We start from the raw sequence: 23,995 nt of genomic DNA on the forward strand, positions 1-23,995 counted from the left end.
ATAAAAATAAAATGAACAACAGAAGTGCCCGTCGTCGCGCGCGTGAATTTGCCCTGCAGGGCATTTACGCGTGGCTGATCAGCGGTGATAAAGATCTGCGAGAGGCGGGTGCCATCGATGCTCATATTCAGGAAGATAAAGACTTCGCCGAGGCAGACAGGGTCTGGTTCAAGACCCTGCTGCACGGTGTTTTTGCCGATGCGCCCATGCTTCGCGAACAGTTTACGCCTTTTATCGATCGTCCGCTCAACGAGCTGTCTCCCATCGAGCACGGAATTTTGCTGATTGGTAGCTACGAGCTGATCAAGCATGTCGAGGTTCCTTATAAAGTGGCCATTAACGAAGCGGTTGAGCTGGCTAAAGAATTTGGCGGTACCGATGGCTTCAAGTTTGTCAATGGTGTGCTCGACAAGCTGGCAGCCGAAGTCAGGTCTGCCGAAGTCAACGCCGGCCGCTAACCGGTAATGGCTGGAGAGTTTGATTTAATCAGGCAGTTTTTTACACATCAGGCCCCATCCGTACGTGTTGGGGTCGGTGATGACTGTGCCGTGTTTGATGTTGAGCCTGGCGCACAACTGGCCACCAGTACCGATTTGCTACTGGAAGGTCGGCACTTTTTTTCTGATATTGATCCATTCAAATTGGGTCATAAGGCACTGGCCGTCAATCTGTCCGATCTTGGGGCGATGGGGGCCAAGCCCATAGGCTGTCTCCTGGGTCTGGGTTTATCCAATTTCAATCATTCATGGCTTGAACGTTTTTCTGCCGGCTTTCATGCGTTGGCTAATAAACATGGCTGCCCGCTTATTGGTGGTGATACCACCCGAAGCGAACAGGGAATTATCATCAGCGTTACCGTATTCGGCTCTGTCAGGGCTCCGTTCCTGACCCGTGCCAGCGCCTGTGACGGCGATGATATTTGGGTTTCAGGGCCCCTGGGGGCCGCCGATGTAGCGCTTTCATTGCTAATGCGGGCACAACAGGGTGAAGCACTAAGCGACCCCGAGCATGAGTTACTGGAGAAAACCCGTCCCTGCCTGGAAATGCCCGCTCCCCGGGTTGAGTTAGGGCTTTCTTTGCGCAATCTTGCCCATGCCGTCATTGATATTTCCGATGGCCTATTGCAGGATTTGAGCCATATTTTGCAGGCCAGTAACAAGGGCGCGGTTTTATATGTCAGCCAGATCCCTGTTAATCCTGCCATTACCCACTTTGCACCGGCACAAAAATTAAAAGCAGTGCTAGGTGGTGGCGATGTTTATGAGTTATGCTTTACAGCACCCGCATCGGCCAGAAAAAAAATCCGTATGGCGGGCAATGAATCAGGTCTTTCATTAAGCATGATCGGTTCCATTACATCGGGCAATAAACTTAAAGTTCTGGACGAGGATTTAATTGAAATTCAGGACCTGCCTTCTGGATTTGATCATTTTCGTTAATATAATTAACCTTATGTCCTTTTCATTAAAAGAATACACACGCTAATGGATCAAAGTAACTCCCAGCAACAATCTGTTTTCCGCCGCCGATCACTAAATAACAAAAAGAATCCGGTCAACTGGCCCAGCTTTTCATGGGTGACGGGCAATATTCACCGCTTTTGTGCTTTTGGCTTGGGTTCCGGTTTATTGCGCCCTGCCTCGGGTACCTGGGGAACCCTGCTTGCCTGGTTGTTATGGTGGCCTTTGCAGCAGGTATTTGCCAATGAGTTGTTAATGGGGTTGTTTTTGCTGTTGGCTTTTTTATATGGTACGTATTGTTGCCACTATACGGCCAAAGAGCTGAAGACCGATGACCATGGTGGTATCGTCTGGGATGAATTTGTGGCCTTCTGGCTGGTGCTGTTTATTATTGCTCCCATGAGCCTGGTATGGCAACTGGTTGCTTTTGTGTTGTTTCGTTTCTTTGATATTGTAAAACCGTCGCCAATCCGTTATTTTGATGCAAAATTAAAAAACGGTTTTGGCATTATGTGGGATGATTTGCTGGCTTCAGCTTATACGCTGTTTGTTATTGCCATCCTGATGCGTCTGGTTGGTGTTTGAGTAACTAAAAATGGGTAAGGTAAAGGCTGGTCAGGCGGTTTTAATGCCAGCCCGGACTTGCTGTTTACGGGAAGCGTCATGACAGAATATTCAGGGCAGGAATTTGCGGCGGCAAGTCGCTTGGGTGAAATTTTAAAAACCAAAGGCTGGTTGCTGGCCACCGCAGAATCGTGTACGGGTGGTTTGCTGGCCGGTGCGATTACGTCTGTTGCGGGATCTAGCGAATGGTTTGATCGTGGTTTTGTTACTTACACGAATGAATCCAAAATAGAGGCGCTGGGCGTTAATGAACAAGCCTTGCAAAGGTTTGGTGCGGTCAGTGAGCAGGTGGCCATTGAAATGGCTGAAGGGGCCTTAAACCAGGCTGTTACAGCCACTTGCGCCATTAGCACCACCGGCATTGCCGGGCCTACTGGCGCCACCGAAGGCAAACCGGTAGGGATGGTATGCTTTGCCATTGCTTTTAGAAAGAAAGAGGGTGTTGTAACCTTGCCTTTTATCCGGCACTTTACCGGAGACAGAACGCAGGTACGCCGGCAGTCAGTGTTGTTTGCACTGACTACCGCCAGCAAGATTCTGGAAGAAAATTAACCCAAGAGATATTTTGCCGGGTTAGCCACGTGCCGCATTAATGGCATCGCGGGTTTGCATGGCTACTGCGGCGGCTGCTTCTTGCCAGTCGTCGCCAGAGCTGGCGTACAAAATGGCGCGCGAAGAATTAATCATCATGCCGGTAGAACGGCTGTTTTGGCCAGCCTGTACGGTACTGTTAATGTCGCCGCCCTGGGCGCCAACGCCGGGCACCAGCAAAGGCATGTCATCGCCGACCCGTTCACGGATTTTTTTCAGCTCATCTGGGAAGGTGGCACCGACCACCAGGCCGCATTGGCCATGCCGATTCCATTTTTCTGCCACTAATGAAGCAACGTGCAGGTACAGGGGTTCTCCGCTTGATGATTCAAAAAACTGCAGGTCGGACCCGCCGGGGTTTGAGGTGCGGCATAAAATAATCACGCCCTTGTTCTGCCAGGCCAGGTAGGGTTCTATTGAATCAAAACCCATATAAGGATTAACGGTAACGGCATCAGCCTGATAACGTTTATAGGCTTCTTTGGCGTAATGTTCTGCCGTTGTGCCGATGTCTCCGCGCTTTGAATCCAGCACGAGCGGAAGGTGGGGGTAGGTTTTGTGAATATAGTCACAGAGTGCCGCCAGTTGATCTTCGGCGCCTTCAGAAGCGAAATAGGCGATTTGTGGCTTGAAGCCGCATGCATAGGGTGCGGTGGCATCAATAATGCCTTTGCAAAAATCAAAAATAGCCTGTTTGCTTTGTTGGATGCAGGGGGGGAAGCGGTTTGGATCGGGGTCAAGTCCTACCATCAATAAGGAGTTGCTGTTTTTCCAGGCGGCTTCCAGTTTTTCGGTAAAAGTCATACTAAATCAAATAAATGGGTCGATTGCAATAGCAATCCAGACGATGGTGGTAAATACAAGTGTGAGCATGACAGCGGCGCTGCCAAGGTCTTTAGCACGTCCTAGCAGTGGATGATGCTCTAGGCTGACTTGATCAGCCAGTGCCTCAAGCGCGGAATTTAGCAATTCAATAACCAGAACACTAACCAGCGTTGCAAGTAAAAACAAGGTTTCAAGCAGGCTGCGGCCCAAATAGAATGCGAGCGGTGTCATGATGGCACACAAGAGCAATTCCTGGCGAAAAGCGGCTTCATGTTTGAAGGCGGCATGTAAACCCTGTACGGAATATTGCGTTGCTTTAAAAATGCGATGCATACCATTTTTGCTTTTAAACGGAGATTCATTAGGTAGGGTCATGGTTTTAAAGTAAAAGGGTAATGGCAACCGGCAAATTGTTATGGCTGATGTTCAATGCATCACAGGCGTTATTGTAGTTCAACTTGCTTGCCTGACGCTTTAATAAGCGCTTGGGTACAAAAAAACCCGGGCCATGGCCCGGGTTCCTGTGGTTAACGGTAAAAGGGAGAATTACCGTTTAACAGACGGATTAGAATCCGCCCATACCACCCATACCACCCATACCGCCCATGTCAGGCATTGCGGGAGCAGGTTTGTCTTCAGCAGATTCACAAATGGCGACTTCTGTTGTCAGCAGTAGGCTGGCGACAGAGGCTGCATTTTGCAGTGCTGTACGAGTTACTTTGGTTGGATCCAGAACACCTTGTTCAACCAGATCGCCGTACTCGTCGGTGGCTGCGTTGTAACCATAGTTGCCTGTACCGCTGGCAACGTTGTTAACAACAACGCTAGGCTCTTCGCCAGCGTTGGCAACGATCGTGCGCAGAGGCGCTTCAATGGCACGCAAGATCAGTTTGATACCTGCGTCCTGGTCAGCGTTGGCGCCTTTCAGTTCAGCAATGGCTTTCTTGGCACGGATCAGGGCTACGCCACCGCCAGGAACGATACCTTCTTCAACGGCTGCGCGAGTTGCATGCAATGCATCTTCAACACGTGCTTTTTTCTCTTTCATTTCAACTTCGGTAGCAGCACCTACACGGATAACGGCAACGCCGCCAGCCAGTTTGGCAACACGCTCTTGCAGTTTTTCACGATCGTAGTCGGAAGTGGCTTCTTCGATCTGAGTGCGGATTTGTTTAACGCGGGCTTCGATGTTTGCGCTAACGCCAGCACCGTCGATGATGGTGGTGTTTTCTTTACCAACTTCGATGCGTTTTGCCTGGCCCAGATCTTCGATCGTGGCTTTTTCCAGAGACATACCGGTTTCTTCAGAGATAACGGTACCGCCAGTCAGGATAGCGATGTCTTCCAGCATGGCTTTACGACGATCACCGAAACCAGGTGCTTTAACGGCCGTTGTTTTCAGGATGCCACGAATGTTGTTAACAACCAGGGTAGCCAGTGCTTCGCCTTCAACGTCTTCAGCAATGATCAGCAGGGGACGGCTTGATTTGGCAACTTGCTCAAGTACGGGCAATAGGTCACGGATGTTGCTGATTTTTTTGTCGAAAATCAGGATAAATGGCTCTTCAAGGGCAGCAACCTGTTTTTCCTGGTTGTTGATGAAGTAGGGAGACAGATACCCACGGTCGAATTGCATACCTTCAACAACGTCAAGTTCGTTGTCCAGTGATTTGCCGTCTTCAACAGTGATGACGCCTTCTTTACCGACTTTGTCCATGGCGTTGGCAATGATGTCACCGATAGAAGAATCGCTGTTGGCAGAAATGGAACCGACCTGGGCGATTTCTTTGCTGGTTGTGCAAGGCTTGGACAGTTTTTTCAACTCTTCAATCGTAGCGGCAACGGCTTTGTCAATACCACGCTTCAAGTCCATTGGGTTGATGCCGGCAGCAACGTATTTCAGGCCTTCTTCTACGACAGCCTGAGCCAATACGGTAGCGGTAGTGGTACCGTCACCTGCGTTGTCAGATGTTTTGGAAGCAACTTCTTTAACCAGTTGTGCACCGATGTTTTCAAATTTGTCTTTCAGTTCGATTTCTTTGGCGACTGAAACACCGTCTTTAGTAACGGTAGGGGCACCGAAAGAGCGCTCCAGTACCACGTTACGGCCTTTAGGGCCCAATGTTGTTTTAACAGCGTTTGCCAGTGTGTTTACACCACGAACGATGCGAACGCGTGCATCATCACCAAATAATACTTGCTTTGCAGTCATTTTTAATCCCTTGATTTTGTTTGAATGCTGTCTGCTTCAGGCGCAGACAAAATATGCATTTAAATTAGGCTACTACCGCAAGAATTTCTTCTTCGCGGATAACCAGTAGCTCTTCGCCGTCTACTTTTACAGACTGGCCGGCATATTTACCGAACAATACTTTGTCACCAACTTTCAGGTCTATGGGCAATACTTTGCCATCTTCTGTTTTTTTGCCTGGACCAACAGCAATAACTTCACCTTGATCAGGTTTTTCAGCAGCGCTGTCAGGAATAACAATACCTGATGCTGTTTTCAGCTCGTTGTCTAAGCGCTTGATAATGACGCGATCTTGTAAAGGACGCAATGCCATGGAGAAACTCCTGTCTCTAATTAAGTTGAGTTAAAAAATCGTTAAGGAGCCGGTTGTTAGCACTCGACTCCCTTGAGTGCTAATTATAAGGACGATCCTGAATTTTTCAAGGGGTGGATTTTGAAATGTTACATTTTAGTCGGATACTTGTTGAATGTAGGGTTGCGCTATGGGTCGGAATTTAAGGACTGTTCATAGGGTAGGGAGCGATGCTGCTGAGGTTTTCATTGACGTCCAGTTCCCGGCCAATATAAGGGAACGCGCGTTGTGCGCATTGTGGCCGCTCGCATACCCTGCAGCCCATGCCGATGGGTGTGGGAATATCCGGATTGCTGAAATCCAGCCCTTTTGCATAAACCAGCCGATGGGCATGCGCGACATCGCAACCCAGTGCGACAGCGAAATCTTTTGTTGGTTGTCCGAAGCCGCCGGCCTGACTGCAGACGGTACGCGCAATCCATAGGTACGCACGTCCGTCGGGCATGCGCGCCAGTTGCCTGAGAATCCGCCCGGGACTGGAGAAGGCTTCGTAGACATTCCATAAAGGACAGGCGCCACCGACACGAGAGAAATGAAAGTGGGCCGCAGACTGGCGTTTGGATATATTGCCCGCGCGGTCCACGCGGATGAAGAAAAACGGCACGCCCGTTGCATCGGGTCGCTGCATGGTGCTCAGGCGGTGACAAACGGTCTCGAAGCTGACACCAAACCGTTGTCCCAACAGATCGATGTCATATTGCAATTGCTCGGCAGCGGCCAGGAACTGTTGGTAGGGCAGGATCAGCGCTGCCGCAAAATAGTTGGCCAAGCCCAGGCGTACTAATTTACGTACCGCCTGACTGGAAAAGCGTGGCACGTCCACCATGCGTTCAAGCATGGTATCCAATTCCAGAAATGCCAATTGTGTTCCCATTTGAAAGGCCCGCTGTCCGGGTGTGAGATGCAGGGGCAGGCTAAGCTGCCGCAGCGCCGGGTTGTAGGCGCGTTGCAGGCCCTTTTCGGCGTGCAGGGTGTCCACTATAACGCCGTGTTGCTTGCGCAAGCGCTGCGCCAGTCGGTCCGCCAGGCCAGGTGTGGATACGTTAGCCAGCCCCCAGGCGGTATGGCATTGCTCCGCGTGCGCATCGAGCTGCGCGAAATGATTGTGATGGGTAAAGAAAAAGTCGCGTGCTTCCTCGTAGGGTTGTGTCTGTATGAGCAGTGCGTCTGCAGGGTTGCCGGGATCTTGATGGGTCATTTTTTCAGTCATGGCTTCCAGCCGCTCCGCTGCTTCGCGGTGACGGCGGTGCAGATCAATCAAAACCCGGCCGACAGCCGGCATATTCGTGGCGATCTCGCGCATTTCGGCCTGTGATATTCTGGCCCCTTCGTGTCCGCCAAGCGCCGATGCCGGCAGGGTAGCCGCCACTTCGTGCAGCGCAGCGACCATTCGCGTTTGTTCGTCGTCTGAAAATGTGTTGACGTCCATATTGAACACTTCGCTCAAACGCAGCAGGACCGGCATGGTCAATGGCCGCTGGTTCTGTTCGATCTGGTTCAGGTAGCTGGGTGACAGGCCCAGCATGCGGGCTAGCCCTATCTGGGTCAATTTGCGCTCTTCGCGCAACCGGCGTAACCGCACGCCCATAAATACTTTTCGCATGGTGGCCATTGAATCTAATACCGGTTTAATAATGCTGATTAAGTAAAAAATTCGCAAAATTCGCAAATGTGCAGTATGGAGTTTACCAATATTCGCCTTGTTATTAATGCAATTTCCGGTAATTTTGCGTAAACTGCAAATATTGATTGTAGCGCATTATTTGCATTGTAAAGTATCGGAGGATTACCATGACACAAGCACCCGAAACAACGGGCTTTAAACCAAAGAAATCAGTGGCATTGTCTGGCGTTATCGCTGGCAATACCGCTCTATGTACCGTGGGTCGCAGCGGTAACGATCTGCATTATCGCGGTTACGATATTCTGGATCTGGCGCAAGCCTGTGAATTTGAAGAGGTCGCTCACCTGCTCATTCACGGCAAGCTGCCCAACAAGGCTGAACTGGCTTCCTATAAACTGAAGCTGCGCCGTCTGCGCGGCCTGCCTGTTCAATTGCAGGATGCACTGCAGGCCTTGCCGGCTTCCAGTCATCCCATGGATGTCATGCGCACGGCTGTATCGGTACTGGGTTGCGTATTGCCTGAAAAAGATGATCATAACCTGCCCGATGCACGCGATATTGCAGACCGTCTGATGGCCAGTCTGGGTTCGGCCCTGCTGTATTGGTATCACTATAGTCATAATGGCAAGTGTATTGATGTCGAAACCAGCGATGATAGTATCGGCGGGCATTTCCTGCATCTGCTGCACGGCGAAACACCGCCTGATGAGTGGGTCCAGGCCATGCATGTTTCACTGAACCTGTACGCCGAGCACGAGTTCAATGCCTCTACATTCACCTGCCGGGTAATTGCCGGAACAGGTTCGGATATGTATTCGGCCATTACCGGTGGGATCGGCGCATTGCGCGGCCCCAAGCACGGTGGCGCCAACGAAGTCGCTTTTGAAGTGCAAAAACGCTACGAAAGCCCCGATGAGGCCGAAGCTGATATCCGTCGTCGCGTAGAAAACAAAGAGGTCGTTATTGGCTTTGGTCATCCCGTGTATACGATTTCCGATCCGCGCAACAAAGTCATCAAAGAGGTGGCGCGCAATCTGTCGGCATCGCAGCAAAACCTGAAAATGTTCGACATTGCCGAGCGTCTGGAGAGCGTCATGTGGGACATCAAGAAAATGTTCCCGAACCTGGACTGGTTCTCGGCCGTTTCCTATCACATGATGGGCGTGCCTACTGCCATGTTCACGCCGCTGTTTGTGATTGCGCGTACCGCAGGCTGGGCAGCGCACATTATCGAACAACGTATTGACAACAAAATTATTCGTCCGACCGCCAACTATGTTGGTCCGGAAGATCAAACATTCATTCCGCTGGACCAGCGTTAATTCCTATGAATACTGAAAACCGCAAGCCACTGCCCGGCACGGGGCTGGATTACTTTGATGCACGAGCTGCTGTTGATGCCATTGCACCCAACGCCTACGATACGCTGCCGTATACCTCGCGCGTCTTTGCTGAAAACCTGGTGCGTCGCTGCGATCCGGCGACCCTCACAGACTCACTCAAGCAATTAATTGAACGCAAACGTGACCTGGATTTCCCTTGGTTTCCTGCACGCGTGGTGTGTCACGATATCCTGGGTCAGACCGCGCTGGTTGACCTGGCCGGGTTGCGCGAGGCGATTGCCAAGCAAGGGGGCGATCCCGCCCAAATCAACCCGGTGGTACCCACGCAGTTAATTGTGGACCATTCGCTGGCCGTTGAATATGCCGGTTTTGACAAGGACGCCTTTGCCAAGAACCGTGCAGTCGAAGATCGTCGTAATGACGACCGCTTTCATTTTATCAACTGGACCAAGAAGGCCTTCAAGAACGTCGATGTGATTCCACCGGGCAACGGCATCATGCACCAGATCAATCTGGAGCGGATGTCACCGGTTATTCACAGTCGTGATGGGATTGCTTTCCCGGATACCCTGGTGGGTACCGACAGTCATACGCCTCACGTCGATGCCCTGGGCGTTATCGCCATTGGCGTGGGCGGGTTAGAGGCCGAGAGCGTGATGCTGGGTCGCGCGTCCTGGATGCGTTTGCCCGACATTATCGGTGTTGAACTGACCGGGCAATTGCAGCCAGGCATTACGGCTACTGACCTGGTCCTGGCCCTGACCGAGTTTTTGCGTGAGCAGAAAGTGGTCTCGTCTTACCTGGAATTCTACGGCGAAGGCGCATCCCGCCTGACGCTGGGCGATCGCGCCACGATTTCCAATATGACGCCCGAGTATGGCGCCACTGCCGCGATGTTTTATATTGATCAACAAACGATTGATTACCTGAAACTGACTGGCCGTGATGAGGAACAGGTCAGGCTGGTGGAAACCTATGCCAAACAAACAGGCCTGTGGGCCGACAGTCTGAAAACCGCGCAGTATGAGCGTGTCCTTTCCTTTGATTTGTCATCGGTGGTGCGCAATCTGGCCGGCCCGTCCAATCCGCATCGTCGCGTACCTACTTCAGAGCTTGCCAGCCGTGGTATTTCAGGTGTGGTAGAAAATGAACCGGGGCTGATGCCCGATGGCGCGGTGATTATTGCCGCCATTACCAGTTGCACCAATACAAGCAACCCGCGCAACGTGATTGCGGCGGGGCTGTTGGCACGTAACGCCAACGCGCGCGGCCTGGTCCGCAAGCCGTGGGTCAAATCATCACTGGCACCGGGCTCCAAAGCGGTCCAGCTGTATCTGGAAGAGGCCAATCTCTTGCCCGATCTCGAGAAATTGGGTTTTGGTATCGTGGGTTTTGCCTGTACCACCTGTAACGGCATGAGCGGTGCGCTGGATCCTGTCATTCAGCAGGAAATCATCGATCGTGATTTATATGCGACCGCCGTTTTATCGGGCAACCGTAATTTCGATGGCCGTATCCACCCCTATGCCAAGCAGGCATTCCTGGCCTCGCCACCGCTGGTTGTGGCTTACGCGATTGCCGGAACCATCCGCTTCGACATCGAGAAAGACGTGCTGGGTACAGACCAGAACGGTCAGCCGGTGACCCTGAAGGATATCTGGCCTAGCGATGAAGAAATTGATGCCATTGTGGCCAGCAGCGTGAAGCCCGAGCAATTTCGCAGCGTGTATGAGCCAATGTTTGCACTTAGTGTTGACGCTGGTGAATCGGTTAATCCATTGTACGAATGGCGTCCGCAAAGCACCTATATCCGCTGTCCGCCGTACTGGGAAGGTGCGCTGGCAGGCGAACGTACGCTCAAGGGCATGCGTCCGCTGGCGGTGCTGGGTGACAACATTACGACCGATCACCTGTCGCCTTCCAACGCTATTCTGCTTAATAGCGCTGCCGGAGAATATCTGGATAAGATGGGTTTGCCGCAAGAAGACTTTAACTCTTACGCAACGCATCGGGGCGACCATCTGACTGCACAGCGGGCCACGTTCGCCAATCCCAAGCTGCTGAATGAAATGGTGCTGGAAAATGGTGAGATCAAACAAGGCTCTCTGGCGCGCATCGAACCGGAAGGTAAAGTGGTGCGTATGTGGGAAGCCATCGAAACCTATATGGAACGCAAGCAGCCACTAATTATCGTGGCGGGGGCCGACTATGGACAGGGTTCTTCACGCGACTGGGCGGCCAAGGGTGTGCGTCTTGCGGGTGTCGAAGCGATTGTTGCAGAAGGGTTCGAGCGCATTCACCGCACCAATCTGGTGGGTATGGGTGTATTGCCGCTTGAATTCAAACCGGGCGTCAATCGCAAAACGCTAAATATCGATGGTACGGAAACCTACGATGTGATCGGTAAGCCCGAACCGCGATCAACCCTGACACTGGTGATTCTTCGTAAAAATGGCGAACGTCTGGAAGTGCCGGTGACCTGCCGTCTGGATACCGCCGAAGAAGTCTCCATCTATGAGGCCGGCGGGGTTTTGCAACGTTTTGCGCAGGATTTTATTGAATCGCCCGCTGCCAGCCAGGCATTATGACACATATGGAAAACGCAATGACACATGCACCACAGATTAAAATTGCCGCCACCTATATGCGAGGTGGCACCAGCAAAGGTGTGTTTTTTCGGCTGAGTGATCTGCCCGAAGCCGCCCAGACACCCGGTGCCGCACGCGACGCACTGCTGCTGCGCGTGATTGGCAGCCCCGATCCTTACGGCAAGCAAACCGACGGTATGGGTGGCGCGACATCAAGCACCAGTAAGATTGTGATTCTGTCGAAAAGCGAGCGTGCCGGACATGATGTTGATTATCTGTTCGGTCAGGTGTCTATCGATCAGCCTTTCATCGACTGGAGCGGCAATTGTGGAAACCTCTCGGCAGCCGTGGCGCCTTTTGCCATCAGCAATGGGTTGATCGATGCCGACCGTATTCCGGCCAATGGTGTTGCCACTGTGCATATCTGGCAGGCCAATATCGGCAAGACCATTGTGGCACACGTGCCCATCACCAACGGTCAGGTGCAGGAAACAGGCGACTTTGAACTGGATGGGGTTACCTTCCCCGCCGCCGAAGTGCAGCTTGAATTCCTGGACCCGGCAGCAGACGAAGACGGGGCAGCTGGCGCCATGTTTCCCACAGGCAATGTGGTTGACGAGCTGGATGTACCCGGTGTCGGCAAGCTGCAGGCAACCATGATTAACGCCGGTATTCCAACCGTGTTTGTAAATGCCCGGGACATTGGTTTTACCGGCACCGAGCTGCAGGATGATATCAACAGTAACGCCGATACACTGGCCATGTTTGAAACCATTCGCGCGCATGGTGCGCTACGCATGGGGCTCATTGCCAATATCAAGGAAGCCGAGCGCCGTCAGCACACGCCCAAGGTGGCATTTGTAGGTGAGTCTGCCAACTACACGGCTTCCAGCGGCAAGCAGGTGTCCGCCAATAACATAGACCTGCTTGTACGGGCGCTTTCCATGGGCAAATTGCATCATGCAATGATGGGCACCGCAGCGGTCGCTATCGGTACGGCTGCGGCCATTCCCGGCACCCTGGTCAATCGCGCGGCAGGCGGCGGTGAACGCGAGTCTGTTACCTTCGGTCATCCCTCGGGTACCTTGCGGGTGGGGGCACAAGCGATTGAAGAAGCAGGGCAGTGGGTCGTGAAAAAAGCGATCATGAGCCGAAGCGCCCGTGTCCTGATGGAAGGCTATGTACGGGTTCCGGCTGATGCGTTCTGAGAACGCCAGAAAATTGATTAACTTTTAATATTGTTAAAGAAGGATTTATTGCATGTCGACAAGAAAGCAACTCAGATCACTCGTCGAAGCGCGCCAGGGTATTATTGTTCCTGGTGCATTTAATGCTTTGTCGGCTAAAGTGATTGCCGATCTTGGCTTTCAGGCCATTTATGTGACGGGTGCAGGCGTGACCAATATGTGGTTTGGCATGCCAGACCAGGGATTCATGGGTTTACACGAAATCGCCGATCATACCGCCAGAATCCGTGATGCAGTAGATGTGCCACTGATTGTCGATGCCGACACGGGGTTTGGCAATGCCCTGAATGTCCGTCACACTGTCCGGGTGCTTGAACGTGCCGGGGCTGACTGCATTCAGTTGGAAGATCAGGTTGCGCCCAAGCGCTGTGGTCATTTCTCAGGCAAAGAGGTAATTTCAACCGAAGAAGCAGTCAGCAAGATCAAGGCGGCGGTTGACGCACGTCACGATCCCGACTTCTTGATTATGGCGCGTACCGATGCGGCAGCCACCCATGGTTTTGAGGCGGCGATCGAGCGTGCCCAGAAGTTCGCCGAAGCCGGGGCCGATATCCTGTTTGTGGAAGCGGTTACAGAAGCTGAGCAAGTGCGCGCGCTGCCCCAGCGTCTTTCCAAACCGCAGTTGATGAACATGGTGATTGGTGGCCGCACGCCTATTTTCAATGCCGATCAGTTGGCCGAGATGGGTTTTGGTATCGTACTGTATGCTAACGCGGCCTTGCAGGGCGCCGTTACCGGCATGCAGAAAGCCCTGACCGTGTTACGCGACGAGAAAGAAGTGCAAGAGTCCAGCGGGCTGGTCGCGACGTTTGCCGAAAGACAGCGCCTGGTAAGCAAGCCTGAATGGGACGAGCTTGAAAAACGCTATTCCTGAATAAGACCTGGCTGGTTATCCAGCGTCTCTTTGCGCTCTCCAGAGCCGCTTTAAATAGCCGCCCCAATCGGTCACCTGTCTGGTGACCGATTGGGGCGCGCTTCTTATTTCATAATGCAGTTTTGCTTCAAATTTAATAAATAAGCAACTATAAAAAATGTCTGGCCTTAAACCTTGGAAATCTGTTGAAGAGCAGTTGGCTATTCTGAAAAGCCGTGGCCTACAGGTGGGTAATGAATCTGCCGCACTTAACTACTTAAAGCGCATCGGTTACTATCGTTTAAGTGGCTATTGGTATCCAATGAGAGAAATTGATACTGTCGCTTCGCAGCAGAAGCAAGGTCCGATACGTACAGACAGGTTTGTTGCAGGCAGTTATTTTGAAAACGTTGTCAAACTGTATGTGTTTGATAAAAAACTGCGGCTGCTGGCACTGGATGCAATGGAACGAATTGAATTGGCATTACGCGTAGACGTGGCTTATCTGCTTGGAAAAAAAGATCCTGTTGCCTATATGAAACAGGCATGTTTGCACGGCAATTTCTCTAAGAGAATTCTTCAAAAAGGAAAGAATCGGGGGAAGACTGAACATCAGTTATGGCTGGATAAATATAATATACAGCTGGATCGTGCACGGCGTGAGCCGTTTGTCCAGCATCATGCAAACAAATATTTTAATAAATTACCGATATGGGTGGCGATTGAAATCTGGGATTTTGGTTTGCTATCGAGAATATTTGATGGTATGCAATATGCTGATAAAAATCAGATCGCGCAAAAATATGGTTTGGCAGACGGTAAAATCTTGGCCCAGTGGTTGCGCAGCTTAAACTTTATCCGCAATGTATCAGCTCATCACAGTCGTTTGTGGAATATTAATGTACTGGAGCTTTCACCTTGTCCCGCTGGCTGGCCAAAAATGAAAAATACCCGTCCTTTTATGTACTTTGCCGTGATGGCACATTTATTAACGGTTATTTGCCCAAATTCAAGTTGGATATCTCGCTTGCTTGAGCTATTGCATAGTTATCCGGTATCTGGAAATATGACATTAACCCTTGAGGATTTTGGTATTTGCAGCGATTGGGAAAAGTGGCTGTTGCGAGAGCAGGAATGAGAACCGACGCGTACATAAATGCAGGGGCGCCGGTCATATTGGAATTAATTATAGACAGAAGATGCGTATATTGTCAATCAGGCAGCAAGGGAAATCTCATATTACTTATATTGGGGTAAGGGGTATGTGCCGTTTGGCTTAAATTGACTACCTTGTTTTTATTAGTGAAAGGTTGGTATGAATATTGATGAAAAGCTGCCGCCATTCATTATGGAAGCCGCAATAACGATCAGCCCCAGCGCTAAAGTGATGAAAATAGCCCAGATATAATCGGCATCGGTAATTTTGGCTTTCCTGTCCTTGCTATACATATCAGAATACTTGCTCAGCTTGTTTAATAACTCAATTTGTTCGGTAACGGAAAGGGCAGTGGGGGCGTTTTCCTTAGTTTCCGTTTCGGACAGTTCCGTTCCTGCCGGCTGGTTTATTGAGTGTGGTTGGGTATGGATGGCGTTTAATAGTTGCAGTTGAAAAATAGCAGCCTGGCTTAACAGCTTTGTATTTTTGTTAATAAGTAACAGGGCAGACCAAAATCCGCATGCTAAAGCACTGGCCGCCAGTGTTAATATAAAATGGCGGGGTTCCAAGCTAAGTATAGATACCAAAAGAGCGTATGGAATAATAAAAAACAAACCGGTGGTTAACAGCCGTATAAAAAAAACTCGCATTGTGTTCCTGATGTTTACAAAATCAAATAGGGATTAGATGGTTAATAAGCGCTTTATGGTTTTATGCGCTTGAAATTTTTTGTGCGTATGTATTGCAAGTAAGTGCTACTGTGTATGCAACCCGGTTATTGTATTTTTTATTGGATAAGCGGCAGGCAGGAGGAGACGTTTTTGTCTATGCTTTTTGAGGCTTGCAGGCAGCAGGAGAAGATGCCGCGTTCATCCGGCTTTGGAAAAAGTAAAAGCGGTTAATATAATTGTGTTGGCAATGGATATTTATTTCAATTTTATATAAATAGGCAAAGGCGAGTTTGATATGACAGGTACGTTGTGATTAGTGTTGGTCCTATTCCGGTTTATGTTATTTTGTTGGCAATCTGCCTGCTGCTGGCATGGGGAGTTGCCCGCATACTGGTTGTGCGTTCAGGTACTCAAAGCAAGGCTGCGGGTGGTTTACTGCTGGATGCTGCATTCTGGGGTTTTGTGGCGGCGCGTTTAGCCTATCTTATTCAATGGCGGGAAGAGTACGCCCAGGCTCCCATGTCTATTATTGTCATTGGTGATGGCGGCTATCTATGGTGGGCGGGTTTGTTGGCGGCCATTCTGTATGTGTTCTGGAAAACCCGGCACACACATTGCCTGCGTTTACCGGTGTTAAGCGGGATGGTTGTTGGCGTGTTGATTTGGTTTTCTGCCAGCCATGCATTGTTGGTGATGCAGCGTTCAACGACTGCTTTACCTGATGTACAGTTAAGCAATCTGGGCCATGAGCCGGTGTCTTTAAGTAGTTATACGGGCAAACCTATTGTGCTTAATTTGTGGGCCAGCTGGTGTCCGCCATGCCGTCGTGAAATGCCCGCTTTTGAACAGGTGGCAGCGCAGTTTCCTGATACGGTTTTTTTAATGGTGAATCAAGGTGAAAGCAGGGCAAGTATCCAGCAATTCTTGGCGGCTGAAAACCTTGATTTGCAGCATGTATTGCTGGACCCTTCTTCCAGCACCATGCGGGAAGTGCGTGCAAGGGGGCTGCCCACCACGCTATTTTTTGATGCACAAGGGCAGTTGCGTGATGTGCATATGGGTGAAATAACCATGGCAGCCTTAAAAAGTAAACTGTCGAAGCATTTTGCGCAAGTGGCCAATGATGTGTCAAAACAGGAATAGACAGGAAGCTTGTTATGGTTATTTTTAATATTTAAATTTAAACCAATGATAATGGAGTAAATGCGATGCCTAAAACTGAAATACGCGTGCCATCCGGACAAGTTCCCGTTCAAGCCTGGGCCGATATCAAAGGCGCTGAAAACCATCATCTGAACGTGGTTCTGCACGCACCCACAGCCAGCGCACTGCAACGTGCCCGCAATAATGCCCGTAACCTGCAAAAGGAAATGCCTGACGCAGAAATAAGAATAGTCGTTAATGCAGAGGCGGTTGCCGCTGTATTGGATACGGCAGACGACGGTGTTGACGGCATGACATGGGTGTGTCCAAACACGTTGGCCCGTTTAGGCCGGGCATTGCGTGAACCGCTTAAGCTGCTGCCAGGCGCAGCCGTGCTGGAACTGGTTCGCATACAGCAGGCCGGGTGGGTTTATATTCGGGCGTAGTTTGCTTGTGCTTCCGGTAAGAAAAATAATATTAGAAAAATTTCAGTTTGACCTTATATCCTGTTTTGCTTGACTGATTTTTTTTTTAATCATTATGATTAATTTTGAATCAAATGGCTGAAAAGGTAAATACTATGCCGAAAACTCAAACACGTGTGCTAACTGCGCATGTTCCTATACAACTAGCCAGGAAAGTTGATCAAATGGCAGATCGTTTGGAGCGCTCGCGTGGCTGGGTCATGAAACAGGCACTTTCAGCCTGGATTGCCCAGGAAGAAGAGCGTGATCGTTTAACTTACGAAGCATTGGCTGATGTCGATGATAGCCAGTTCATAGATCATGATACCGTGCAAGCCTGGGCCGATAGTCTGGGGGCCGATGAACCATTGCCTGTGCCAAGTAAATGATGTTGAAATGGACCAGTAAGGCGCTTTCTGATTTGGCGCGCCTATATGACTTTTTAGCCATAGCAAATAAACCAGCCGCTGCACGGGCAGTGCAAACGTTAACCAAAGCGCCCACTATTTTGCTAAATACACCACGTATTGGCGAGTAGCTATTCCAGTTTGATCCTAGAGAGGTACGACGTTTGCTGGTAGGAAATTATGAAATCCGCTATGAAATTCAGAAAGAAACTGTTTATGTACTACGAGTGTGGCATACCAGAGAAAATCGTTAAGCTAGCGTGTCAGAGCAGGTAATGGCTAACTTTGCCCGTTTCAATAATCAATCCTCATTATTCATCCTGGTCATCATCCAGATGAAACTTGTGAATAAGACGGTGGGCCAAAGGGGCCAGAATAATGCCCAGGGTTCCTATAAATACCAGGCCCACAAACATGCTATAAAAGGCAAAGAACACTTTTCCGCCAATGCTTTCGGGAACGATGTATGGGCCTATGCCACCCACAATAAGCGCAGAATTAAGTAAGGCTTCGTGCCAGGTTACCGGTTCTAGCAACAGATGTGCAAACACACCAATTGCCAGGGTCACAATCATGACAAGCAGTGCATAAAAGACATGAGTAAACAAGCGGTGCCTGAAATTTTGGGCGGGTAATAAAGGTTCGTTTTTTGATTCGTACATTATTATGAAGCCGTGGGATATATGCGGGTAAGCATTGTTTTTTGCCGATTGTTTCCCTGGGAGCTGCCTTGTTCAGGGTTTGTGATGGCTCTGATCTTACTAACCGGGTTTGAATCTGTCAATATATTCTGTGTGGACGAAGAGCGGCCGATTGGGTGGCAAGTCGTAGAGAGTTGGACTTTGTTGTGCCGTTTCTGAAAAAATAAATGGAAGGGGTGAGCTTCCTGGGCTCGGTGTTTGAATAATCTGCCTCATTGGCGATAAAAATGGTAGTCTAATTGTATTGGTGAAATGGTTTGGATGCCTTTGGAGTATCCAATATTTTTGCCTGTTCTACCTTAATCTTTCAATGGAATTTTATCAATGAGCGATCTTTTTTCGGGTTATGATTTGGCCGGGCTGCATTTGAATAACCGTATTGTGATGGCACCCATGACACGTTCCAGGGCGGCCAATACGGTTGCGAACGAACAAACTGCCCTGTATTACCAACAAAGGGCCAGCGCAGGGCTAATTATTTCCGAAGGTTCTCCTATTTCCCGTCAGGGCGTGGGATATTTATTTACACCTGGTATACACAGTCCTGAGCAAATTGAAGGTTGGAAAAAAGTGACCCGCGCGGTACATGAGAAAGAGGGAAAAATTTTCTGTCAGCTTTGGCATGTAGGGCGTGTTTCTCATGTTTCGTTACACGAAAATGGCGCGCTTCCGGTTAGTGCAAGCAATAAAACGGCCGAAAACACGACCGCGTTTGCCTACGATGAAAATGCCAATCCTGCCAGGATTCAGGCCAGCCAGCCACGAGCCTTGTCTACTGAAGAGGTGGAAAATGTGGTGCAGGATTTTGCCAATGCGGCTGCTAATGCGCTTGAAGCAGGTTTCGACGGGGTGGAAATTCATGGTGCCAATGGCTATCTGATTGAGCAATTCATTAATGCAGGTATTAATACCCGTGATGACCGTTATGGTGGTGGCACTATTGAAAGCCGCTTGGCCTTTGTGCTGGAAGTGGTTGATGCAGTAGTGGCTAAAATTGGCAGCCAGCGTGTGGGTATCCGTCTGTCACCGTTTAACCGGGTTTTTGATATGCCCGCGTTTGAAGGCGAAGCGCAAACCTGGCTTGAACTGGCTCGTCTGCTATCTGGCAAAAATCTGGCATATATTCATATCAGTAACCGTAAGGCCATTATCAAGGACACTAACGGGCAAGAATTCCTTGAAAAATTCAGGAAAGCTTATACGGGTACCCTGATTTTGGCGGGTGAATACACCAAGGAAGAAGGGCAAAGAGACCTGAAGGAAGGCTTGACCGATTTGGTTGCCTTTGGTCGCCCGTTTATTTCCAACCCCGACCTGGAAGAACGGCTGAAAAACGATTGGCCATTAACGGCATTTGACCCAGCTGTGTTTTATGGTGGTGGCCAGGAAGGCTATACCGATTACCCAGCTTATGAAGAAGTTGCCGATCAGGCTGTCAATTAAGGTTTGAAAGTGTAAAGCATATTTTCTTCAATATAAAATTAACAGGTTCTTGCATGAAAAAATCATTAATACTATTTACCATTAGTACTTTGTTGGGCTCTGGTGCCGCCATGGCGCAAGCGGTTGCGGTTGATACCCTGTCCAATGGTGTCAGGGTTGAGCATACCAAGTTGGGCGATGGCGCCAGTCCCAAGCCTGCTGATACCGTTAAGGTTCATTACCGGGGCACCCTGCTTGATGGCACTGAATTTGATTCTTCTTATAAACGCAACGAAGCCATTTCGTTTCCTTTAAGCCGGGTTATTCCGTGCTGGACTGAAGGGTTGCAAAAAATGAAAGAAGGGGGTTCTGCGGTCTTGTTCTGTCCTTCCCGTTCGGCCTATGGCGAGCGTGGTGCTGGCAGTGCCATACCGCCCAATAGCGATTTGAAATTTGAAGTTGAGCTGCTAAAAGTTAATTAATTTTGTTATTGGCTAACGGCCCATGCCTGCCCGTTGTTTGTTATGCCGTGAGTATGCTTTTCGTGCATTGTGGTTTTCTCCAGTCATAAATAACGGGAGACATAACAGGAAACCGGACAGTTATTTAATAAAATGCTTCAGCACGTCCCGGAACAGGGGCGTATTGGCTTCTTCCAGCCATTCAAAAGCAACCATTTCTCGCGACACCACTTCAGCCCCGTTTTGCCGCAAGCGTTGCAGGGCCAGTTCTTTATCCCGTGGCTTACGTGAGCCAACCGCCTCATCCACAATAAAAACTTCGCGGCCGGCAGCCAGCAGGTCCAGCGCGGTTTGCTGGACGCATACATGTGCTTCGGTACCAACAATAACCCATTGCCTGCGGGCCGAAAAAGGGGTTTTTAACAGTTCTTGGCCCATCACGGCCGAAAAATGTATTTTTTCCAGTACCTGTTGTTCAGGCAGGCGCGACAGCAGGTTTGATTCGGTATGACCCAGGCCTTTAGGGTATTGTTCTGTCGCCAGAACGGGTATGCCAATGGCTTGGGCCACATCTACCATCCAGGTGGCCTGGGCAAGTACTTCCTGCCCGTTATCAATGGCCGGCAACATACGGCTTTGAAGGTCAATAACCAGTAATAATGATTCTGATGCCTTGATCCGCATGAGGCCTCCTTGAAGAAAAAGATACGCTTATCTTATCTGGATGGGTATTGCTGTATGAAATTATGCCAGGCGGGTTAACCAGCCATGGGTATCTTCTTCAAGCCCATACTGGATGCCGGTTAATTTATTGCGCAAGGCAACCGTCACTTCACCAGCCGGTGCGTTCTCATCGCCAACAATGAAGTCTTTGTGTTTTAGTGCGCTGATGGGGGCGATAACAGCGGCGGTACCGCAAGCGAAAACTTCGGTAATTTCACCCGAATTGATACCATCCCGCCATTCTTGCAATGCAACCCTGCGTTCTTCCACTTTCAGGCCCATGTCTTTGGCCAGTTGAATAAGGCTGGCGCGAGTAATGCCTTTAAGAATACTGCCAGAGGGTTTGGGAGTGATAAGCGTGCCATCTTTGCGAACCAGGAAGATATTCATGCCACCCAGTTCTTCAAGGTAAGTGTGTTCTTCGGCGTCCAGGAAAAGTACTTGTGAACAGCCATTGGCATAGGCTTCCTGTTGGGGCAGTAAAGAAGCCGCGTAGTTGCCGCCACATTTTGCCTCTCCGGTGCCCCCTTTGCCGGCACGGGAAAAATCGGATGACAGCCAGATGGAAATGGGTTGCATGCCCTTGGCAAAATACGAGCCTGCTGGGCTGACAATAACATGATAAGCAGCGCGTTCTGCGGCACGAACACCCAGGAAACTTTCATTGGCAATCATGAACGGGCGGATATAGGCGCTGGTTTCAGGAGCGCTGGGCACCCAGGCCTTATCAATGCTAATCAGTTGTTTCAGGGACTCGATGAACAGGTCTACCGGCAGTTCAGGCAGAGCCAGGCGACGGGCAGACAATTGAAAACGTTGGGCATTCGCTTCGGGGCGGAAAGTCCAGACAGAGCCGTCAGCATGTCGATAGGCTTTCAGGCCTTCAAAGATTTCTTGTGCATAATGTAACACTGAAGCGGCCGGGTCCAGTTGCAAAGGACCATAAGGCACAATACGGGCATCGTGCCAGCCTTGTTCACGGGTCCAGTCAATGCTTGCCATATGGTCGGTAAAATATTTGCCAAAACCCGGGTTTTGCAAAATGACATCACGCTTTGCCTCGGGTAATGGATTGGCATTGCGGTTAATTGTAAATTCAACTTGATTTGCAGAAGTAGTGTTCATGATGAATGAGGTTTTTATATAAATGGGTCAGGCGGCAGAAATTGCTTTTGCCGTGTATGACAAAATGATAACAATCTCAATTATAGGGGTTAAATGATTGACGACAAGCAATATATGCGGCAACTGGCAAACTCAAACAGGTGCTTGTGGCGAGGCGGTCAATCACCTTCATAAAATCGCGTGGTTTTTGACCTTTCTTTGTTGGCTGGGGGTTGCCCTATTGACAGATTTATTATTTTACAAAAACCTTATATTCATAATGGAATGGGCTGTTTTTTCAATGAAAATTAGTGGTTTTTTGATATTAAAATATTTTAATAGGTTGTGGATATTAATTAATTAAATGAAAATTCACGCGTAAAAACAACGACATTACAATAATTTACAAATTAGCATGAAAAATAAAAAAGTGTCGCTTCGTTGCTTGTACAAAATCGCGTCTCCTGTTTCAGGACTGTATGAATAAATATCTTGTAGATGCAGTCAAGATAAGGGATTGTTATTTTTTTAAAATAAATCAAATTGAAAATAATTGAATTATATTGTTACTTATTTGATTTTTAATGTTATTTATTTCAATATATTTGTATATTTAATAAATATATTTATGAGTAAAATAAAAATAAATTAGATGTAAGCAAGCAATGTGAATGTTTCTAAAATAATCGTCTAGTGTTATTGTTCTCCCGAAAAGTTACATGTTTTTCTATTTTTAATATTAGCCGCATTACGTTTGTTTTCTATTTTTGCTGTAGCAAGCCATTAATTTGTCAGGCAATCAAAAGATGATGAGTATAGATGCGGTACTTCTATCTATTGTTTGGAGAGCGCTACAAATGAACCATATCTATAAGTCTGTCTGGAATGAACATACAGGCGCCTACGTTGCCGTATCTGAAAAAACCAAAACCAAAGGAAAACGCAGCGGCAGTATTCTGTTCAAAACAGTGGCGGCTGGCATTTTGGGTTTTTGCATCACCAGCGGTGTAGCCAATGCCCAGTCAAATCCAAATATCAATAATGTTGCCAATCTGTCCACGACAGCAGCCTTGTCACCCGTAATGGGAATTCTTGGTGGATTAACCGGCTCCCAAGGGGCAACAGCAACCAATCTTCTTGGTGGTGTGCTTGATCCTGTGCTGGGTGTCGTTGGTGGCTTAACCGGTGGTCAGGGATCTGGTGCCGGTTTGGGCGGTCTGCTTGATCCCGTTCTGGGCCTGGTAGGTGGATTGGGTGGTGGAACGGGTGGTGCCGGTACCGGTGTGATTACCGATGTACAAAGTACTGTTGGTACCTTGGTCAACAATACCGTTCTGTCTCCGGTAGGCAGTCTTGCCAATGGTCTTATTGATCCGCAAACTGGCGCTTTGGCACCGGTAACCGGTCTGGTTAATGGTTTGACATCTGCCAATGGTCCACTGGCACCCGTAGGTGGTTTGGTAAATGGCCTGGTAGGCGATCAGGGCGCACTAACCCCTGTTGTAGGTACTGTTAATAATTTATTAAGTGGCCTGACTGGCGGTTTAGCCGGTGGTGCCCAGGGTGGCCCGCTTGATCCTGTTTTGGGTCTGCTTGGTGGATTAACTGGTGGTCAATCCGGAAATGGGGTCGGTGGTTTGCTTGATCCCGTCCTTGGTCTGGTGGGTGGTTTGACGGGCGGCAATGGCGGTTTGCTGGGGGGTGGCAGTGCTGGTGACGGTGTGGTTACCGATGTGCAGGGAACCGTTGGCCGACTGGTGAATAATACCGCCCTGGCACCAGTAGGTGGCCTGGTAAATGGTCTGGTCGATCCACAAACTGGCGCTTTGGCACCGGTAACCGGTCTGGTTAATGGTTTGACATCTGCCAATGGTCCACTGGCACCCGTAGGTGGTTTGGTAAATGGCCTGGTAGGCGATCAGGGCGCACTAACCCCTGTTGTAGGTACTGTTAATAATTTATTAAGTGGCCTGACTGGCGGTTTA

At 49.5% G+C, this 23,995-nt stretch carries 24 protein-coding genes and 1 pseudogene; 16 read left to right on the top strand and 9 right to left on the bottom strand.

Annotation, left to right across the window (positions count from 1 at the left end; genetic code table 11):
• Positions 1-11 precede the first annotated feature (11 nt).
• From nusB to JHL22_RS10725, 4 genes are all read left to right on the top strand, one after another.
• Positions 12-458 carry a transcription antitermination factor NusB gene (gene nusB, locus JHL22_RS10710; protein WP_200237173.1) on the top strand — a complete coding sequence of 149 codons (447 nt, stop codon included), beginning with the start codon at positions 12-14 and terminating at the stop codon, positions 456-458.
• A gap of 6 nt (positions 459-464) precedes the next feature.
• Positions 465-1,439 (top strand): thiamine-phosphate kinase, encoded by a 975-nt coding sequence (thiL, locus tag JHL22_RS10715; RefSeq protein WP_200237109.1) that lies wholly within the window; start codon positions 465-467, stop codon positions 1,437-1,439.
• 45 nt (positions 1,440-1,484) lie between these two features.
• A complete protein-coding gene (locus JHL22_RS10720; RefSeq protein ID WP_200237116.1) occupies positions 1,485-2,045 on the top strand; it encodes a phosphatidylglycerophosphatase A family protein in 561 nt (186 codons plus the stop codon).
• A gap of 78 nt (positions 2,046-2,123) precedes the next feature.
• Positions 2,124-2,636: a CinA family protein gene (locus JHL22_RS10725; RefSeq protein WP_200237117.1), complete on the top strand. Its 513-nt coding sequence runs from the start codon at positions 2,124-2,126 to the stop codon at positions 2,634-2,636.
• 21 nt (positions 2,637-2,657) lie between these two features.
• On the opposite strand, the gene pyrF is transcribed toward JHL22_RS10725, so the two are convergent.
• From pyrF to JHL22_RS10750, 5 genes are all read right to left on the bottom strand, one after another.
• Entirely contained in the window at positions 2,658-3,479 is an 822-nt protein-coding gene (gene pyrF, locus JHL22_RS10730; protein ID WP_200237119.1) for an orotidine-5'-phosphate decarboxylase, read from the bottom strand.
• 6 nt (positions 3,480-3,485) lie between these two features.
• Positions 3,486-3,833: a diacylglycerol kinase gene (locus JHL22_RS10735; protein WP_407926772.1), complete on the bottom strand. Its 348-nt coding sequence runs from the start codon at positions 3,831-3,833 to the stop codon at positions 3,486-3,488.
• Between the two features lie 232 nt (positions 3,834-4,065).
• Positions 4,066-5,712, bottom strand: a complete 1,647-nt coding sequence (gene groL, locus JHL22_RS10740) for a chaperonin GroEL (protein ID WP_200237122.1) — start codon at positions 5,710-5,712, stop codon at positions 4,066-4,068.
• 64 nt (positions 5,713-5,776) lie between these two features.
• A complete protein-coding gene (locus tag JHL22_RS10745) occupies positions 5,777-6,064 on the bottom strand; it encodes a co-chaperone GroES (RefSeq protein ID WP_200237123.1) in 288 nt (95 codons plus the stop codon).
• Between the two features lie 181 nt (positions 6,065-6,245).
• On the bottom strand, positions 6,246-7,706 hold the full coding sequence (locus JHL22_RS10750; protein WP_200237176.1) for a short-chain fatty acyl-CoA regulator family protein: 1,461 nt from the start codon (positions 7,704-7,706) through the stop codon (positions 6,246-6,248).
• 188 nt (positions 7,707-7,894) lie between these two features.
• Here JHL22_RS10750 and prpC point away from each other — a divergent pair, with 188 nt between their 5' ends.
• The 5 genes from prpC to JHL22_RS10775 all read left to right on the top strand — a co-directional run bounded on the left by prpC (position 7,895) and on the right by JHL22_RS10775 (position 14,896).
• Positions 7,895-9,049, top strand: coding sequence for a bifunctional 2-methylcitrate synthase/citrate synthase (gene prpC / locus JHL22_RS10755; protein WP_200237125.1), 1,155 nt, complete (start codon positions 7,895-7,897; stop codon positions 9,047-9,049).
• A gap of 5 nt (positions 9,050-9,054) precedes the next feature.
• Positions 9,055-11,658, top strand: coding sequence for a Fe/S-dependent 2-methylisocitrate dehydratase AcnD (gene acnD / locus JHL22_RS10760; RefSeq protein ID WP_200237126.1), 2,604 nt, complete (start codon positions 9,055-9,057; stop codon positions 11,656-11,658).
• A gap of 17 nt (positions 11,659-11,675) precedes the next feature.
• The gene (gene prpF, locus JHL22_RS10765; RefSeq protein WP_200237128.1) at positions 11,676-12,866 is read left to right on the top strand and encodes a 2-methylaconitate cis-trans isomerase PrpF; all 1,191 of its coding nucleotides are present in this window, start codon (positions 11,676-11,678) and stop codon (positions 12,864-12,866) included.
• A 52-nt stretch (positions 12,867-12,918) separates the two neighbouring features.
• Entirely contained in the window at positions 12,919-13,779 is an 861-nt protein-coding gene (locus JHL22_RS10770; protein WP_200237130.1) for an isocitrate lyase/PEP mutase family protein, read from the top strand.
• Between the two features lie 157 nt (positions 13,780-13,936).
• Complete coding sequence (locus tag JHL22_RS10775) at positions 13,937-14,896, top strand: Abi family protein (RefSeq protein ID WP_200237132.1); 960 nt, start codon at positions 13,937-13,939, stop codon at positions 14,894-14,896.
• 161 nt (positions 14,897-15,057) lie between these two features.
• On the opposite strand, the gene JHL22_RS10780 is transcribed toward JHL22_RS10775, so the two are convergent.
• Entirely contained in the window at positions 15,058-15,564 is a 507-nt protein-coding gene (locus tag JHL22_RS10780) for a hypothetical protein (protein ID WP_200237134.1), read from the bottom strand.
• A 330-nt stretch (positions 15,565-15,894) separates the two neighbouring features.
• Between JHL22_RS10780 and JHL22_RS10785 the strand changes: the two genes are divergently transcribed.
• From JHL22_RS10785 to JHL22_RS10800, 4 genes and pseudogenes are all read left to right on the top strand, one after another.
• Positions 15,895-16,728, top strand: a complete 834-nt coding sequence (locus tag JHL22_RS10785) for a prolipoprotein diacylglyceryl transferase family protein (protein ID WP_200237137.1) — start codon at positions 15,895-15,897, stop codon at positions 16,726-16,728.
• A 65-nt stretch (positions 16,729-16,793) separates the two neighbouring features.
• Positions 16,794-17,174, top strand: a complete 381-nt coding sequence (locus JHL22_RS10790; RefSeq protein ID WP_442859640.1) for a hypothetical protein — start codon at positions 16,794-16,796, stop codon at positions 17,172-17,174.
• A 134-nt stretch (positions 17,175-17,308) separates the two neighbouring features.
• Complete coding sequence (locus JHL22_RS10795; protein WP_200237140.1) at positions 17,309-17,581, top strand: CopG family ribbon-helix-helix protein; 273 nt, start codon at positions 17,309-17,311, stop codon at positions 17,579-17,581.
• A pseudogene (locus JHL22_RS10800) lies at positions 17,581-17,853 on the top strand (type II toxin-antitoxin system RelE/ParE family toxin). The gene JHL22_RS10795 and the pseudogene JHL22_RS10800 overlap by 1 nt, the downstream one beginning before the upstream one ends.
• 57 nt (positions 17,854-17,910) lie before the next feature.
• Here JHL22_RS10800 and JHL22_RS10805 read toward each other — a convergent pair.
• A complete protein-coding gene (locus JHL22_RS10805) occupies positions 17,911-18,261 on the bottom strand; it encodes a two pore domain potassium channel family protein (protein WP_200237143.1) in 351 nt (116 codons plus the stop codon).
• Positions 18,262-18,624: 363 nt separating this feature from the next.
• Between JHL22_RS10805 and JHL22_RS10810 the strand changes: the two genes are divergently transcribed.
• Positions 18,625-19,743, top strand: coding sequence for an alkene reductase (locus tag JHL22_RS10810; protein WP_200237145.1), 1,119 nt, complete (start codon positions 18,625-18,627; stop codon positions 19,741-19,743).
• A 53-nt stretch (positions 19,744-19,796) separates the two neighbouring features.
• Positions 19,797-20,204, top strand: a complete 408-nt coding sequence (locus tag JHL22_RS10815; RefSeq protein WP_200237148.1) for an FKBP-type peptidyl-prolyl cis-trans isomerase — start codon at positions 19,797-19,799, stop codon at positions 20,202-20,204.
• Between the two features lie 120 nt (positions 20,205-20,324).
• Here the strand turns inward: JHL22_RS10815 and JHL22_RS10820 are convergent, their stop codons facing one another.
• A complete protein-coding gene (locus tag JHL22_RS10820; RefSeq protein ID WP_200237150.1) occupies positions 20,325-20,867 on the bottom strand; it encodes a hydrolase in 543 nt (180 codons plus the stop codon).
• A 60-nt stretch (positions 20,868-20,927) separates the two neighbouring features.
• On the bottom strand, positions 20,928-22,031 hold the full coding sequence (locus JHL22_RS10825) for a branched-chain amino acid aminotransferase (RefSeq protein ID WP_200237153.1): 1,104 nt from the start codon (positions 22,029-22,031) through the stop codon (positions 20,928-20,930).
• Between the two features lie 836 nt (positions 22,032-22,867).
• Between JHL22_RS10825 and JHL22_RS10830 the strand changes: the two genes are divergently transcribed.
• Positions 22,868-23,995 (top strand): ESPR domain-containing protein (locus JHL22_RS10830; protein WP_200237156.1); only part of this gene is annotated, 1,128 nt, incomplete at its 3' end.

The organism is Advenella mandrilli, assembly GCF_016595155.1.
Classification (GTDB): Bacteria; Pseudomonadota; Gammaproteobacteria; order Burkholderiales; family Burkholderiaceae_B; genus Advenella; species Advenella mandrilli.

Bases quoted from the DNA above. Each gene is read 5' to 3' on its own strand.
- nusB (WP_200237173.1), top strand. From the start codon at position 12: ATGAACAACAGAAGTGCCCGTCGTCGCGCGCGTGAATTTGCCCTGCAG.
- thiL (WP_200237109.1), top strand. From the start codon at position 465: ATGGCTGGAGAGTTTGATTTAATCAGGCAGTTTTTTACACATCAGGCC.
- JHL22_RS10720 (WP_200237116.1), top strand. From the start codon at position 1,485: ATGGATCAAAGTAACTCCCAGCAACAATCTGTTTTCCGCCGCCGATCA.
- JHL22_RS10725 (WP_200237117.1), top strand. From the start codon at position 2,124: ATGACAGAATATTCAGGGCAGGAATTTGCGGCGGCAAGTCGCTTGGGT.
- pyrF (WP_200237119.1), bottom strand. From the start codon at position 3,479: ATGACTTTTACCGAAAAACTGGAAGCCGCCTGGAAAAACAGCAACTCC.
- JHL22_RS10735 (WP_407926772.1), bottom strand. From the start codon at position 3,833: ATGCATCGCATTTTTAAAGCAACGCAATATTCCGTACAGGGTTTACAT.
- groL (WP_200237122.1), bottom strand. From the start codon at position 5,712: ATGACTGCAAAGCAAGTATTATTTGGTGATGATGCACGCGTTCGCATC.
- JHL22_RS10745 (WP_200237123.1), bottom strand. From the start codon at position 6,064: ATGGCATTGCGTCCTTTACAAGATCGCGTCATTATCAAGCGCTTAGAC.
- JHL22_RS10750 (WP_200237176.1), bottom strand. From the start codon at position 7,706: ATGCGAAAAGTATTTATGGGCGTGCGGTTACGCCGGTTGCGCGAAGAG.
- prpC (WP_200237125.1), top strand. From the start codon at position 7,895: ATGACACAAGCACCCGAAACAACGGGCTTTAAACCAAAGAAATCAGTG.
- acnD (WP_200237126.1), top strand. From the start codon at position 9,055: ATGAATACTGAAAACCGCAAGCCACTGCCCGGCACGGGGCTGGATTAC.
- prpF (WP_200237128.1), top strand. From the start codon at position 11,676: ATGACACATGCACCACAGATTAAAATTGCCGCCACCTATATGCGAGGT.
- JHL22_RS10770 (WP_200237130.1), top strand. From the start codon at position 12,919: ATGTCGACAAGAAAGCAACTCAGATCACTCGTCGAAGCGCGCCAGGGT.
- JHL22_RS10775 (WP_200237132.1), top strand. From the start codon at position 13,937: ATGTCTGGCCTTAAACCTTGGAAATCTGTTGAAGAGCAGTTGGCTATT.
- JHL22_RS10780 (WP_200237134.1), bottom strand. From the start codon at position 15,564: ATGCGAGTTTTTTTTATACGGCTGTTAACCACCGGTTTGTTTTTTATT.
- JHL22_RS10790 (WP_442859640.1), top strand. From the start codon at position 16,794: ATGCCTAAAACTGAAATACGCGTGCCATCCGGACAAGTTCCCGTTCAA.
- JHL22_RS10795 (WP_200237140.1), top strand. From the start codon at position 17,309: ATGCCGAAAACTCAAACACGTGTGCTAACTGCGCATGTTCCTATACAA.
- JHL22_RS10805 (WP_200237143.1), bottom strand. From the start codon at position 18,261: ATGTACGAATCAAAAAACGAACCTTTATTACCCGCCCAAAATTTCAGG.
- JHL22_RS10810 (WP_200237145.1), top strand. From the start codon at position 18,625: ATGAGCGATCTTTTTTCGGGTTATGATTTGGCCGGGCTGCATTTGAAT.
- JHL22_RS10815 (WP_200237148.1), top strand. From the start codon at position 19,797: ATGAAAAAATCATTAATACTATTTACCATTAGTACTTTGTTGGGCTCT.
- JHL22_RS10820 (WP_200237150.1), bottom strand. From the start codon at position 20,867: ATGCGGATCAAGGCATCAGAATCATTATTACTGGTTATTGACCTTCAA.
- JHL22_RS10825 (WP_200237153.1), bottom strand. From the start codon at position 22,031: ATGAACACTACTTCTGCAAATCAAGTTGAATTTACAATTAACCGCAAT.